This window comes from Dyella kyungheensis (assembly GCF_016905005.1).
Lineage (GTDB): Bacteria > Pseudomonadota > Gammaproteobacteria > Xanthomonadales > Rhodanobacteraceae > Dyella > Dyella kyungheensis.
Genome location: NZ_JADIKC010000003.1, coordinates 97,134 through 110,716, shown reverse-complemented (window position 1 = coordinate 110,716; position 13,583 = coordinate 97,134). Strand labels below are relative to the sequence as shown.

14 protein-coding genes are annotated in these 13,583 nt (G+C 65.8%); 4 read left to right on the top strand and 10 right to left on the bottom strand.

The annotated features are described in order from the left end of the window. Position 1 precedes the first annotated feature (1 nt). A complete protein-coding gene (locus ISP20_RS21700) occupies positions 2-1,360 on the top strand; it encodes a 3-oxoacid CoA-transferase (RefSeq protein WP_204635030.1) in 1,359 nt (452 codons plus the stop codon). A gap of 40 nt (positions 1,361-1,400) precedes the next feature. Here ISP20_RS21700 and ISP20_RS05210 read toward each other — a convergent pair whose 3' ends face one another. The 3 genes from ISP20_RS05210 to ISP20_RS05200 form a co-directional block, all read right to left on the bottom strand. After that, positions 1,401-2,321, bottom strand: a complete 921-nt coding sequence (locus tag ISP20_RS05210) for a sensor histidine kinase (protein ID WP_425490774.1) — start codon at positions 2,319-2,321, stop codon at positions 1,401-1,403. Between the two features lie 84 nt (positions 2,322-2,405). Further along, positions 2,406-3,137: a response regulator transcription factor gene (locus ISP20_RS05205; protein ID WP_109124561.1), complete on the bottom strand. Its 732-nt coding sequence runs from the start codon at positions 3,135-3,137 to the stop codon at positions 2,406-2,408. A 111-nt stretch (positions 3,138-3,248) separates the two neighbouring features. After that, the gene (locus ISP20_RS05200) at positions 3,249-3,866 is read right to left on the bottom strand and encodes an arylesterase (RefSeq protein WP_204635028.1); all 618 of its coding nucleotides are present in this window, start codon (positions 3,864-3,866) and stop codon (positions 3,249-3,251) included. Here ISP20_RS05200 and ISP20_RS05195 point away from each other — a divergent pair. The 3 genes from ISP20_RS05195 to ISP20_RS05185 are packed head-to-tail and all read left to right on the top strand — an operon-like array spanning position 3,865 to position 8,230. Then, entirely contained in the window at positions 3,865-4,608 is a 744-nt protein-coding gene (locus ISP20_RS05195) for an ABC transporter ATP-binding protein (RefSeq protein WP_239535362.1), read from the top strand. The two genes, ISP20_RS05200 and ISP20_RS05195, sit on opposite strands and share 2 nt — an antisense overlap. A gap of 28 nt (positions 4,609-4,636) precedes the next feature. Continuing rightward, positions 4,637-7,117, top strand: coding sequence for an ABC transporter permease (locus ISP20_RS05190; RefSeq protein WP_204635027.1), 2,481 nt, complete (start codon positions 4,637-4,639; stop codon positions 7,115-7,117). Further along, the gene (locus tag ISP20_RS05185) at positions 7,118-8,230 is read left to right on the top strand and encodes an SLC13 family permease (protein WP_204635026.1); all 1,113 of its coding nucleotides are present in this window, start codon (positions 7,118-7,120) and stop codon (positions 8,228-8,230) included. A 65-nt stretch (positions 8,231-8,295) separates the two neighbouring features. On the opposite strand, the gene ISP20_RS05180 is transcribed toward ISP20_RS05185, so the two are convergent. The 7 genes from ISP20_RS05180 to gspN all read right to left on the bottom strand — a co-directional run bounded on the left by ISP20_RS05180 (position 8,296) and on the right by gspN (position 13,521). Then, positions 8,296-9,069, bottom strand: a complete 774-nt coding sequence (locus ISP20_RS05180) for a DUF4097 family beta strand repeat-containing protein (RefSeq protein ID WP_204635025.1) — start codon at positions 9,067-9,069, stop codon at positions 8,296-8,298. Between the two features lie 317 nt (positions 9,070-9,386). Then, on the bottom strand, positions 9,387-10,202 hold the full coding sequence (gene mazG / locus ISP20_RS05175) for a nucleoside triphosphate pyrophosphohydrolase (protein ID WP_204635024.1): 816 nt from the start codon (positions 10,200-10,202) through the stop codon (positions 9,387-9,389). After that, on the bottom strand, positions 10,199-11,026 hold the full coding sequence (gene cysQ, locus ISP20_RS05170; protein ID WP_204635023.1) for a 3'(2'),5'-bisphosphate nucleotidase CysQ: 828 nt from the start codon (positions 11,024-11,026) through the stop codon (positions 10,199-10,201). Before cysQ ends, mazG begins: the two co-directional genes overlap by 4 nt. Further along, a complete protein-coding gene (gene nudE, locus ISP20_RS05165; protein WP_204635022.1) occupies positions 11,023-11,580 on the bottom strand; it encodes an ADP compounds hydrolase NudE in 558 nt (185 codons plus the stop codon). Before nudE ends, cysQ begins: the two co-directional genes overlap by 4 nt. Before the next feature lie 21 nt (positions 11,581-11,601). Beyond that, complete coding sequence (locus tag ISP20_RS05160) at positions 11,602-11,949, bottom strand: hypothetical protein (RefSeq protein WP_204635021.1); 348 nt, start codon at positions 11,947-11,949, stop codon at positions 11,602-11,604. A gap of 10 nt (positions 11,950-11,959) precedes the next feature. Continuing rightward, a complete protein-coding gene (locus ISP20_RS05155; protein WP_204635020.1) occupies positions 11,960-12,742 on the bottom strand; it encodes an inositol monophosphatase family protein in 783 nt (260 codons plus the stop codon). Then, a complete protein-coding gene (gene gspN / locus ISP20_RS05150) occupies positions 12,739-13,521 on the bottom strand; it encodes a type II secretion system protein N (protein ID WP_204635019.1) in 783 nt (260 codons plus the stop codon). The genes ISP20_RS05155 and gspN overlap by 4 nt, the downstream gene beginning before the upstream one ends. Positions 13,522-13,583 lie beyond the last annotated feature (62 nt).

The following is a 13,583-nucleotide window of genomic DNA, read 5'->3' as shown; positions in this document are numbered from 1 at the left end:
AATGGACAAGGTTTATGCAAGCGCGGCAAAAGCCCTCGACGGCCTGCTGTTCGACGACATGACGATCGCCGCTGGCGGCTTCGGCTTGTGCGGCATTCCCGAAAACCTGATCGGCGCGCTGCTGGCTGCCGGCACCAAGGGACTCACCATCGTGGGCAACAACGCCGGCGTGGACGATTTTGGCATGGGTCCGCTGCTCAAGACCCGCCAGGTCAAGCGCGTGTATGCCTCCTACGTGGGCGAGAACAAGGAATTCGAGCGCCAGGTGCTGGCCGGCGAACTGGAACTGCACCTGGTGCCGCAGGGCACGCTGGCCGAGAAGCTGCGCGCCGGCGGCGCCGGCATTCCGGGCTTCTACACCCGCACCGCGTTCGGCACCAAGCTGGCCGAGGGCAAGGAAACCAAGGTCTTCGACGGCAAGGAGTACGTGCTCGAAGAAGCCATCCACGCCGACGTCTCCATCGTGAAGGCCTGGAAGGGCGATCGCCTGGGCAACCTGGTGTTCCGCGAAACCGCGCGCAACTTCAATCCGATGATCGCCACCTGCGGCAAGGTGTGCGTGGCCGAGGTGGAAGAACTGGTGGAAGTGGGTTCGCTCGACCCGAACAACGTGCACGTGCCGGGCATCTACGTCGACCGTGTGATCCAGGGGCCGTCGTACGAGAAGCGCATCGAGTTCCGCACCATCGCCGGCGCCAACACCGGCAAGGAAAGCCCGATCCGCACGGCCATGGCGCAGCGCGCCGCCAAGGAGCTGCAGGACGGCTTCTACGTGAATCTCGGCATCGGCATCCCGACCCTGGTGGCCAATTACATTCCGCCCGGCATGGACGTCACGCTGCAGTCGGAAAACGGCCTGCTCGGCATCGGCCCGTTCCCGGATGAAGCGCACGTCGATCCGGACCTGATCAACGCCGGCAAGCAGACCATCACCGCCCTGCCCGGCTCGAGTTTCTTCTCCAGCGCCGAGTCGTTCGCGATGATCCGCGGCGGCCATGTGGATCTGTCGATCCTTGGCGGCCTGGAAGTGTCATGCACCGGCGACATCGCGAACTGGATGGTGCCCGGCAAGATGGTGAAAGGTCCCGGCGGTGCGATGGACCTGGTCAGCGGCGTGAAGCGCGTGGTGGTGCTGATGGAGCACACCGCAAAGGATGGTTCACCGAAGATCAAGAACCAGTGCGACCTGCCCATCACCGGCAAGGAATGCGTGGACCTGATCATCACCGATCTTTGCGTGTTCTCGGTCGAGAAGGGCAAAGGCATCACCTTGATCGAGCTGCACGATGGCGTGACGCTGGACGATGTGAAGGCGAAGACGGGCTGCGCGTTTACGGTCAGCCCGTCGCTCAAGCAGTAAGTCTTGCGGTTGGCATCCCGGCGCGTCCGGGATGCCTCGGTTACGCCGTGACCGGCGTGGATTCCGGAAAACGGATCCGCGCGATGTGCCGTCGGCCTTCGCGCGTCTGCAATTCCAGCGGCCAGTGGAAGCGCTCGCTGATGCGCTGGGCGATGGCCAGTTCGAAGCCATGCCGGTTCGCACCGTTCGACGGCACGGGTTCGCCCCGATGGGACACCGTCACCACGCCCGGCATCACCGTGATCACCACGGTACCGCCTTCGGCCTGCTGGCACGCGTTGCGGATAAGTTGCCAGCACAACACCGCGAATACGCGCGGCGAGCCGTGCAGCACGAAACGTGCGGGCTCCTCGAGTTCCAGCTTGATCGGGCGGCCCTCCAGCATCTCCATCACGTCGGGCAGTTCGTGGCGGATCACGTCGTTGACGACGAAGTCTTCCTCGGTGAGGCCGTTGTCCGATTCGCGCGCGAGGATCAGCAAGGCTTCGACCAGGGCTTCCATTTCACGCGTGGAGCGCTTGATGCGCTGCACGGAACGCTGGCCGAAATCGCCCAGCGACGCGTCATCCGCCAGCATGTCGGCCGACATCTTGATCACGGTCAGCGGGCTGCGCAGTTCGTGGCTGGCGTCGCGGGTGAAATTGCGCTCGCGCTGGTTGTAGCCGGCGATGCGGTTGGCGAATCCGTAGAGGCTGCCGGCCAGCGTGGCGACATCGGCATCGGTACGCCGTGGCAACTGGTCGGGGCGCCAGCCATCGAAATCGCTGGACTGCTCGTTCCAGTCGCTCACCGCTTGCGCCAGCCGGCTCACCGGTGCCCATTGGCGACGCGCGGCGAGCCACGAGAGCACGCTGACGATCACGATGACCGCCAACACGGCGCTCAACGGCGCGACGTCATAGAAGCCCATCAGGCAAACGATCACGATGGCCAGCAGCTGCAAGCCAAAGATGATCGCCATGCGTCGATGGTACAGCCCGCGCCGGAACACCTGCGCGGGCCGTGCACTACCCCTGCTCGTCATAATCAACTCATGCGTACGCGATCATGCCGGCTGCGAGGCAGTAGCCACCTCCGACTCGAGATCGGCGAGGCGATATCCAGCGGAGTGGATGGTGTGCAGCAGCGGGCGGTCGAAAGGCTTATCGATAACGCGACGCAGGTTGTAGAGGTGTGAACGCAGGGTGTCGGAGTCCGGCAGCGTATCGCCCCAGATTTCACGTTCGATGTCGCGGCGACTGACCACGCGAGGCGATTCGCGCATCAGGATGGCCAGCAGCTTCAGGCCAATCGGCGACACGGTGAGTTCCTGCCCGCCGCGCACCAGGCGCAAGGTGGCGGTATCGAGCGTCATGTCGCCCACGGTGAGGATTTCGGTGGATACCTGCCGGCGGTCGCGACGGATCAGCGCGCGCAGGCGTGCTTCCAGTTCGCGCACTTCGAAGGGTTTCACCAGGTAGTCGTCGGCGCCGGCTTCCAGGCCCACCAGCTTGTCTTCGAGCGTGTCGCGGGCGGTCAACATGAGTACCGGGGTGGATTTCTTGGCATCGCGGCGCAGCTTGCGGCACACGTCCAGGCCATCCATGCCCGGCAACATCAAGTCCAGCACCACCACGTCATAACTGTTTGAAACGGCCAGATGCAGGCCACTGACGCCGTCGGCCGCATAGTCGACCGAATACCCCCGCCGCTCCAGAAATTCGCCGACCATTTCTGCGATCTGGCGGTTGTCTTCGACCAGAAGGATCAGTCCTGCCTGTTCGTCGCGCGAGCTCATCCGTACCTCCTGAAGCTGACTTCACAAAGGTGAACAGCTAACGACCGCCGTCGTGAGGGGCACGTGAAAGCGCCTGGTCCCAGTTCACGGACGGTTGTGATTATCCTCACGCTAACGCAACAGCGGCGCCAGCCCTTTCCACACGTTGTCCAGCACCATCGGCTCGCCTGCGGCGACCGGGTGGAGACCGTCGTCCTGCATCAGCTCCGGCTTGAGCGCCACGCCATCGAGCAGGAACGGCACCACGGCGGCATTCCTGCTCTTGGCCAGGTCCGCGTAGATGGCGCGCAGGCCGTCGCGGTACTGCGGGCCGTAGTTCACCGGCAGCTCGATGCCCAGCAGCAGCACCCGCGCGTGCGCCTGCTGGCCGGCATCGATCATCGCCGCAAGGTTGTCCTTCAGCTGGGCCAGCGGCAGGCCGCGCAGGCCGTCGTTGGCGCCCAGTTCGATCACCAGCACCGCCGGCTTGGTCTTCTCCAGCAAAGCCGGAAGACGATTTCGACCGCTCAATGACGTTTCGCCGCTGATGCTGGCATTGACCACCGTCCAAGGCGGCTCCATCTTGGTGAGACGGTCGCCGAGCAAATGCACCCAGCCGGCCTCGACCGGGATGTTGTGGGCGGCGGACAACGAGTCGCCCAGCACGAGTACGGTTTTCGGCGGAGCCGCCTGGGCGGTGCCGGCGACGGCACCCCACAGCACGACCAGGCAACATAGGAAACGACGCATGAGTGGCAATGCCTCCGCTTTATCCGGCAACCCGTCATCGGGTGCCAAGGGTGTCCTGCTGGACGCGGTCGATGTTAGCAAGTCGGTGCAGGGGCCCGAGGGGCAGCTCGACATCCTTACTGCGGTGTCACTGCAAGTGCGCGAAGGCGAGAGCTTCGCCATCGTCGGCGCCTCGGGCTCGGGCAAGACCACCCTGCTCGGCCTGCTGGCCGGGTTGGACACACCATCGAGCGGCCATATCGCGCTCGACGGCAACGCGCTGGAGCGCATCGACGAGGAAGCGCGCGCCGACCTGCGCCGTCGCCTGGTCGGCTTCGTGTTCCAGTCGTTCCATCTGCTGCCCGCGCTCACCGCCGAGGAAAACGTGATGCTGCCGCTGGAATTGGAAGGCCGCGACGATGCACGCGCCCGGGCGCGCGAAGCATTGGAGGCGGTCGAACTGAGCGCGCGCCGGCGCCACTATCCGGCGCAGCTCTCCGGCGGCGAGCAACAGCGTGTGGCCATTGCGCGCGCCTTCGTGCACAGCCCGCGCCTGCTGTTCGCCGACGAACCGACCGGCAACCTCGACCAACGCACCGGACAGCATGTGAGCGATCTGCTGTTCTCGCTCAACCACGATCACCGCACCACCCTGATACTGGTCACGCACGATCCCAAGCTGGCCGCGCGCTGTGCGCGCCAGATCACGCTGGATAGCGGCCGTGTAGTGCTCGCACCGCGCGCGCCTGCGGTGGCGCCATGAGCATGGCATCGTTCCGGGAGTGTCTCGCATGAGGCTGCTCACGCTTTCCCTGCGCAGCCTGCGCCGCGAATGGCACCTGCCCGAATTGCGCACACTGGGCGCATCGCTGGTGCTCGCCGTGGTCGCGCTGGGCGTGGTCGCCACGCTGGCGGCGCGGATGGAGCGCGGCGTGCTCGCCAGCGCCGCGGAACTGATCGGCGGCGACATCGGCATCAGTTCGCCGCAAACGCTGCCGGCAAACTTCGCGGCGCAAGCGCGCGATCGCGGCTTGCAGGTCACCGACGGCGCGAGTTTTCCAAGTGTGGCGTTCGCGCACGAGCAGAGTCAGCTGCTCGATGTACTCGCCACCGACAACGCCTACCCACTGCGCGGCAGCATGGAATTGGCGCGGGGATCCGGCACCGTGGTCGGCCACGGGCCGGCGCCGGGAACGGTCTATCTCGATCATCGCGCGCTGGTGGCGCTCAACTTGAAAGTCGGCGACAGCGTGCAGCTGGGCGGACGCGACCTGCGCATTGGCGCCGAGCTGGTACGCCTGCCCGATGGCGGCGAACTGGTCGCGATGGCGCCGCGCGCATTGATGAACATTGGCGACGCCGAACAGGCCGGCCTGCTGGGCGTGGGCAGCCGCGCGCGCCACCGCCTGCTGGTGGCCGGGCAGCCTTCGCCGGTGCAGAGCTGGCGTGCATGGGTGGAGGCGCAGACGCTGCCGCAAGGGGCCGAGCTGATTACCCCGGAGCAGACCCAGGAACGCATGCGCAGCGCCTTCGACCGCGCCAGCGCCTTCCTGCGCCTCACCGCCCTGCTGTCCGCGTTGCTGGCTGGCGTGGCCATTGCGCTTGCCGCACAGCGTTACGCACGCCGCAAGACGAATGAAGTGGCCCTGCTCCGCGCGCTGGGCACCCCACGCCGGCAAGTGCTGGGCTTGCTGGTGGGCACGCTGGGCCTGCTTGCCGTGCCTTCGGTGCTCGCGGGCGGCCTGATCGCGCTGGGTCTTGCGCAGCTCACCTGGAGTTTCGCCAGCCAGTTGTTCGCCGCCATTCCCACCACGATGCCGCTGGGACCGGCGGTGGCCGCCGCGGTGATGGGCCTGGCGGTACTCGCCGGTTTCGCCTTGCCGCCGCTGGCGCGACTGGCCGAGGTGCCTCCGGTCGCGGTGTTTCGCGAAAGTGCGGCGCGGCGGGTGAGGCGCTTCGATGCGCTGTATCTGGTGCCGGCGCTGGTGGCCTTGGTGTTGATCTGGAGCCAGAGCGGCTCGGCCAAGCTGGCTGGCATTCTGGCGGTGAGCCTGGTCGGCGTCGCGGTGGTGGCGGCGCTGCTTTCGGCCTTGATGCTGTGGATCGCCCGGCGCGTGGCGCCCGGCGCCCATCCGGCATTGCGCTTGGGCCTGGCGGCGCTTGCACGGCGCCGCGGCATGAGCCTGCTGCAGGCCACCGCGTTGAGCCTGGGCCTGGTCGCGTTATTGCTGCTGGCCATCGTGGCACCGGCCCTGCTCCAGGGCTGGCGCAGCGAATTGCCGGCCGACACGCCGAACTGGTTCGTGCTCAACCTGCAGGACGACCAGCGTGACGGCTTCCAGCAAGCGCTGGCCCGCAGCGGCGGCGAAAAACTCAACATGCTGCCGCTCGCGGTAGGCAAACTCACGGCTATCAATGATCAGCCGATCGATCAGATGCACTTCAAGGACGAGCGCGCGAAGGACTGGTCCGACCGCCAGCTGCGCCTGTCCTGGGCCGCCGAGCTGCCGCCGAGCAACGAAGTGATCGCCGGCCAGTGGCATGGCGATCATCCCGCGCAGGCCGAGGTATCCATCGACACCATGTGGCGCGACATGTACGGCCTGAAGGTGGGCGACATGATGCGCTTCAATGTGGGCGAAGGCAGCATCGACGCCCGCGTGGGCAGCATCCGCAAGGTGGACTGGACCTCGTTCCGGGTGAATTTCTTCCTGGTCTTCGACCCCGCGCACGCCGCCTCGCTGCCGCATACATGGATCGCGAGTTTCTACCTGCCGCGCGGTCATACCGAGTCGCTGGCGCAGCTGTCGCGCGAGTACAGCAACCTCAGCCTGATCGATGTGGATGCCATGCTCGACCGTGTCCGCGAGATCGTGAATCAGGTAAGCGGTGCAGTGCGCTGGGTGCTTGGCTTCAGTCTGCTGGCCGGCGCCCTGGTACTTGCCGCGGCGCTGGCTTCCAGCGCACAGGAGCGCCGCCACGAAGCGGCGCTGTTGCGCACGCTCGGCGCGCGCCGCACGCAATTGCGCATGGCGGCTGCCTGCGAGTTCGCCCTGCTTGGCCTGGTCGCCGGACTGACGGCGGCGTTCGGCGCAGCAGGCACCGGCATGTGGCTCGGTCATGCGATCTTCCACATCGAGCATTTCGTGCCGCCGCTGGGCGCGCTACTGTTGGCTGCGCTGGCTGCCGCCATCGTGGTGATGCTGCTGGGCCTGGCCGGTACGGCACGCGTCAGCCGCACCTCGCCGATGCGTTTGCTAAGGGAAAGCTGAGTGCCAAGCTGGATCAAACGTCTCGGGCACGAACGGTTGCTCATCCTCTTCGCGTTGCTGGCGATCGTGCTCGCCATCGTCGATCCGCGTCCCTTGACCAGCTATCAGCGCTGGCTGCAACTGCCCACGCTGGCCGGCTTGCTGGGCCTGATGATCTGTATCCAGGGTATTCGCGACAGCGGGCTGGTGCAGCACGCGGCGGCGGCTTTGATCGAGCGCGTGCATTCGCTGCGCGGGCTGGGTGTGTTGCTGGTGAGTGCCACAGCATTGCTGTCGATGGTGCTGACGAACGACGTAAGCCTGTTCTTGCTGGTGCCGTTGACGCTGGCCATCGGCAGCATCTCGAACCTGCCGGTGATGCGAACGGTGGTGCTGGAAGCGCTGGCGGTGAATGCGGGCTCCACGCTCAGCCCCATCGGCAATCCGCAAAACCTGTTGCTGTGGCAGTACACCCACCTGCCCTTCCTGGAGTTCATGCGCACGATGCTGCCGGCGTTCGGCGTGATGTTCGTACTCGTGCTGCTGCTGACGCTGGTGTGGATGCCGCGCGGACGAGTGATCCTTCACGCGGAGGATATCGATGGCCATCCGGTCTCGAACTCACAGGCCATCCTGTCAGTACTCGCCCTGGTCAGCATGGTCGTGATGATGGAACACAACCACGCCGTGCTCGGCGCGCTGCTCTTGCTGGTGCCGTTTGCATTGCTGGAATCGGGCACGCTGCGCCGCATCGACTGGCTGCTGCTGGCGACGTTCGCCGCGATCTTCCTGGGGCTGGGGCATTTCGCCGAACTGGGCTGGGTGCAGCGCGCCCTGGCGAGCATCAATCTGGAAAATCCGCTCACCCTCTACGCGAGCGGCATTCTTGCATCGCAGGTCATCAGCAACGTACCGGCCACGGTGTTGCTGCTGCGTCACGCCCCCGATCCCATGGCGCTGGCCGTGGCGGTGAATGTGGGCGGCTTCGGTGTGGCCATCGGTTCGCTGGCCAACCTGATCGCGTTGCGCCTGGCCAAACAGCCCAAGGGCGCGCGACTGCTGCACCTGGTGTCGATACCGTTTCTGCTGGTGTGCGCGCCGCTGGTCTATCTGGTGATGCGCTGGCTGGGCTGACACTCGAAGCGTGGCGCGCCATTCCCGCTGTTTGGGAATGACGCGCCTATGTCTCGAGCCTAGCGTCAGTCGTCGTCGCGATCGTGCGGCACGTTCACCTTGCCCTTGATGCCCGAGTGGCTGACGTCGCCGCTGCCCTTGGCGCCGAGGGTGAAGTCGCCCTGCACGTCGTGCACCACCAGGTCGCCGGAGCCGAGCGTATCCACGCGCACGCTGCCGCCTACGTTGCGGATGCCGATGTCGCCGGAGCCGATGCTGCCGATGCGTGCATCGCTGCGCACGCCGTTGATCTTCAGGTCGCCGGAGCCGACCGAACCGACGTCGAGGCTGGCCACGTCATTCACGTCGATGTCGCCAGAGCCGACGCTGAGCGCGACGGGGCCGGAAATCTTGCTGATATGCACGTCGCCGGAACCCACCTTGGTGCTCAGGCGCTGCAGGTTGCTCACCCAGGCATCGCCGGAACCGACGTTGAGGACCACCGGCAGTTGTGCCGGTATCTGCATGTCGACCTTCAGGTCGGTATAGCTGTAACCGATGGAAAAATGGTTGTGCTCATTGCCACCGATGTCCACCACCAGTCGATCGCCTTCGCGGTGTTGTGTCACGGTGAGCGCATCCAGCAGCTTGGGATCGGAGGCGCAGGCCTTGCCGGTCAGCGCACCTTTGCCGCCTTCGCCGCCGCTGAGATGGAGATCGTGGCTGTGCAATTCCACCTGCACTTCGCGCACGCCGGCCAGGTCGAGCGTGAGATCTCGCGGGGCCGAGTACTGGCATTGGTCGGCGGCATAGGACGCCAGAGGGGACAGCAACAGTACGGCGAGGAATAGACGGCGCATGAATGGCTCCTTGTGAACGGGACGAAGCTTGGATGGCGTGCCGCGGAAAAAGGTTTAGAGCCTTGGCCGTCAACCTGTCACCGCCCGCGGCGTTTGAGGCTTCACGAACCCACGTGGAGACCCACGGCCATGCCACGCAGGACACTGCCCGCCTCCGCACCCGTCTTGATCATCGCTGGCGCGAGCTGGCCGGTCATGGCCCAGGAGGCACCCTCGGCGGCGGCGTCATAAACCCATAAGAAGAAAAGCGGCACTGTCGGTAGGCAGCGCCTTGCCCTGAGGCACGGGACCCCAGAACCCGTGCCTCCTTTTTTCTCTCAGGCCGCCGTGTCGTCCAGCCGCTTGGCGCGCTGCCAAAGGGCTTCCTGCGAAGCGAGGTCCTGCTCAGGCAGCGGCTTGCCGTCGGTATGCGCGATCCGTTCCATGTGGCGGAAGCGGCGTTCGAACTTGCTGTTCGCGTGGCGCAAGGCCTGCGAGAAATCCACGCCGGCGTGGCGCGCCAGGTTCACCATCACGAACAGCACATCGCCGATTTCGTCCTGCAGGCGCTGTTTGTCGCGGCCGTTGGCGAACTCGGCTCGTACTTCTTCCACTTCCTCGAGCAGCTTGTCGAGCACGGGTTGTTCGTCCGGCCAATCGAAACCTACCTTGGCCGCCCGCTCCTGCAGCTTCAGTGCGCGCTTCCATTCGGGCAGCCCGCGCGACACGCCAGCCAGCGCACTGTCGTCATGCTGCTCGCCCTTGGCGGCGCGCTCGGCGGCCTTGATGTCTTCCCAGGCCTGCTTCTGCGCGTCGAGATCGTCGTAACTTTCATTGCCGAACACATGCGGATGGCGACGTATCATCTTGTCGCTGATCGCATGCGCCACGTCGGCAAATTCGAACAGGCCTGCTTCCTTGGCCATCTGCGCATGAAAGACCACCTGCAGCAGCAGGTCGCCGAGTTCGTCGCGCAGGTCGGGCCAGTCCTGGCGGTCGATGGCATCGGCCACCTCGTACGCCTCTTCGATGGTGTACGGCGCAATGGTCGAGAAATCTTGCTGCACATCCCAGGGACAGCCGTTCTGCGGGTCGCGCAGGCGCGCCATGATGGCCAGCAGGTCGGCCATGTCGTGCTGCCTGGTGTCGCTCATGAGGCTTCCAGGTCGGCCGCTTCCAGGCGGGCTTTCCAGTCGATGGAGGCATCGCCCACGGCGATGAATTCGGGATTGATCAGCGAGTCGCCGCGGTTGTAGCGCAACGGTGCGCCGGCCAGATCGAGCACGGCACCGCCGGCCTCTTCCAGCACGCTTTGTGCCGCCGCCGTATCCCATTCGCTGGTGGCTCCGCGACGCAGATAGACGTCCGCATCGCCTCGCGCCACCAGGCAGAACTTCAATGACGAGCCCATCGGCAGCGATTGGTAGTCGTCACCGATCAGCTGCTGCAGCAAGGCCACGCCCGAGCCGCCATGCGAGCGGCTGCCCGCCACGGTGGCCAGTTCGGGTAGGTCGCGCGTGCCGATGCGCTGCCAGCCGGCATCGGCACTGCGCTGCAGCCACGCACCCTCGCCACGCGCGGCGGCGTAGAGTTCGCCCGTGACCGGCGCCAGTACCACGCCGAGCACCGGCTCATGGTTTTCGATAAGCGCGATGTTCACGGTGAACTCGCCATTGCGCTTGATGAATTCGCGCGTGCCGTCCAACGGATCGACCAGCCAGTAACGCTGCCATTCGCGTCGCTGCGCCCACGGCGCGGCGCGGGCTTCTTCGGAAATCACCGGCAGCACGCCATCCAGCGCGGCGAGGCCGGCCGTGATCACGCGCTGGGCAGCGAGGTCGGCGGCGGTCACCGGCGAATGATCCTGCTTGCGCTCGACTTCGAAATCCTGGCCGTAGACGACCAGGATCGCTTCGGCGGCATCGCGGGCAATCGCTGCGATCTGCTGCAGCAAGCGGGAGAAAGGCGCGTCGGTCATGTCGGCTGGAATCGGCCGGCGAGGTATTCGCGGGCCATGAAGAGGGCGGCGATGGAACGGCCTTCGGTGACATCCTCGCGCGCGACCAGCGTGTGCAGGTCGGCGAGTTTCCACGGCACCACTTCGAGTTCTTCGGGCTCGTCGCCTTCGAGCCGTTCCGGATACAGATCCTGCGCCAGCACCACGTGCGCCATATGCGTCATGTACGAGGGCGACAGGGACAGGTTGTGCAGGATCTTGAGGTGGCGCGCGCCGTAGCCGATCTCTTCCTTGAGTTCGCGATCGGCGCCCTGCTCCACCGTTTCGTCGCGGTCCAGGCGTCCCTTGGGCAGGCCCAGTTCGTAGCGGCCGACGCCGGCCCCGTATTCGCGGATCAGCAGCACGGTCTCGTCGTCGATCATCGGCACGATGATCACGGCACCCAGCCCGCTGCCCTTCAACCGCTCATAGGTGCGGCGTTCGCCGTTGGAAAATTCTAGATCGAGCTGCTCGACGCGAAGAAAGCTGCTGTCGTGCACGTCCCGGGTGGCATGGATGATCGGTGGCTTGTGCATCGGACGATTGTAGCTCGCGCTTCACCTTAGCGTGGGATGGGTGGCATCGCGGCCGGCAAAGGCGGCCCAGATCAGCAGGCCGAACAGCACCGCGCGCAGCACGCTCGCGCACACGGATATGGCCGTGACGATGGTACGTATGCCTTGCATGGTGTTGCCCTCGCGCACCATGTGCGGCACATACCAGCCCGACATCCAGGCCGACATGCCGGTCAGCAGCATTTCCAGCACGCAGGCGACCAGCACCAGCTTGGCCGGCAGCGGCGCTTTCGGCCACCAGACGAGGGCCACCACGATACCGATCAGGGCAGCGGCGAACACCGGCCCGTTGGCCACCAGGATGCTGTAGAGCATCGCGACGTCTTCCATGGCTTGCTCCTCAGTGCGATGTCGAGAGTCGGTCCAGCGCCTGCGCGTGGATGGCTGGGGTGCCGGCGAGCACGCTGGCGGTGTCGAGCGTCAGCGCGGCGCCGTGGATATCGGTGAACACCCCGCCCGCCTCGCGAACGATCACCGCCAGCGCGGCCACGTCGAGAATGTTCAGGTCCGACTCGATCACCAGATCGAGCCCGCCGCGTGCCAGCAGGTGGTAATGGCAGAAATCGCCGTAGCCACGGATGCGGTTGCTGTCCTGGATCATCGTGCCCAGCGCATGCCAGCGCGCGTCGCGCGTCAGGGTCTTGATGTTGCCGGTGGATATCGATGCCTTGGACATCTCGGCGGTCGCGGCCACGTGAACGCGCTCGCCGTCGAACCAGCTGCCACCGCCCGCGCTCGCCCACATGGTTTCGCCATAGATGGGAGCGCTCGATACGCCCAGCACCAGTTCGCCCCGATGCATCAGCGCGATCTGGGTGGAAAAGAACGGCGTGCGGCGAACGAAGCTCTTGGTGCCGTCGAGCGGATCGACCAGCCACATCAGGTCGTGATTGCTGTCGTCACGGCCGAATTCCTCGCCGTAGATGGATGCCTGCGGCAGCGCCTTGTGCAGGATCTCGCGGATCGCGAGCTCCGCTTCGCGATCCGCCGCGGTGACCGGCGTGTCGTCGCTCTTCAGCTCCACCGCCACGCCCTTGCGCCAGTAGTGCCGCAACACCACACCGGCGGCCTCGGCCGCTTCGCGCGCGGCTGCAAGAGCCTTGGGCAGATCCAGTTCGCTCATGGTTGCTTCCCACGGATGGCGGCGGCAAGACCGCCACTGTAATCGATGTGCGTGACACCGTCGGCATCGACCGCGCCAAAGCCGGCGAGCCATGTTTGCAGCGCCGGCTGCCGGCCTCGCGGTGCCGCCACGGCGGTGAAACGACGCGCCAACGGGCTGAGTTGCAGATGGCCATCGATGCGCAGCGGACCGTGGCCATCGTCCTGCAGATGCCCTTCGATGACGCCGTTCCCAGCGCGCAGATCGGCCTGCAGGTTGCCCAACGGCAGATGGGCCTGCCGCGTGAGCAACACCGCACCCTGCCACTGCACCTGCGTATCGAGCGTCCACGGCCAGCCGCCGCGCAGTTCGATGCTGCCGGCCGTGACGTGCAATGTGCCGCGTGGCACGCCGCCCAGCAGCAGAGGACCGGCACCGAGCACATCCAGGTCGATACGCATTTGGACGTCCGTCCAGGTAGCCTCGGTAGCCTGCTTGCCGGCCATGTGGCCGGTGAAATCGATACGCGGCCCGTGCAGCGCCACCTGCAGGCGGTTGTCGCCGAGCAGGGCCCTGCGCGACAGCTGCCATTGCAGCGCACCCAGGTTCTCGCCACGGGCGGACAGCACCTGGCCAGCTCTGCCGTCCCACACCAGACCACTGACGTCCTGCAGGTGCACGCCATTCAAGCGCGCATGCAGCCATGGCAGGGCCCATTGCGCCGGCAGGAACCACAGCAGCGCAGAAGCAATGATGAAAAGGCCCAGCAGGCCCATAAATGCACTACGCCAAACCTTCAAATCGGCTCCCTGGCTGGATGCAAGACTTGAGCGGGCACGCTCGAAACCCCGATCATAGCCGG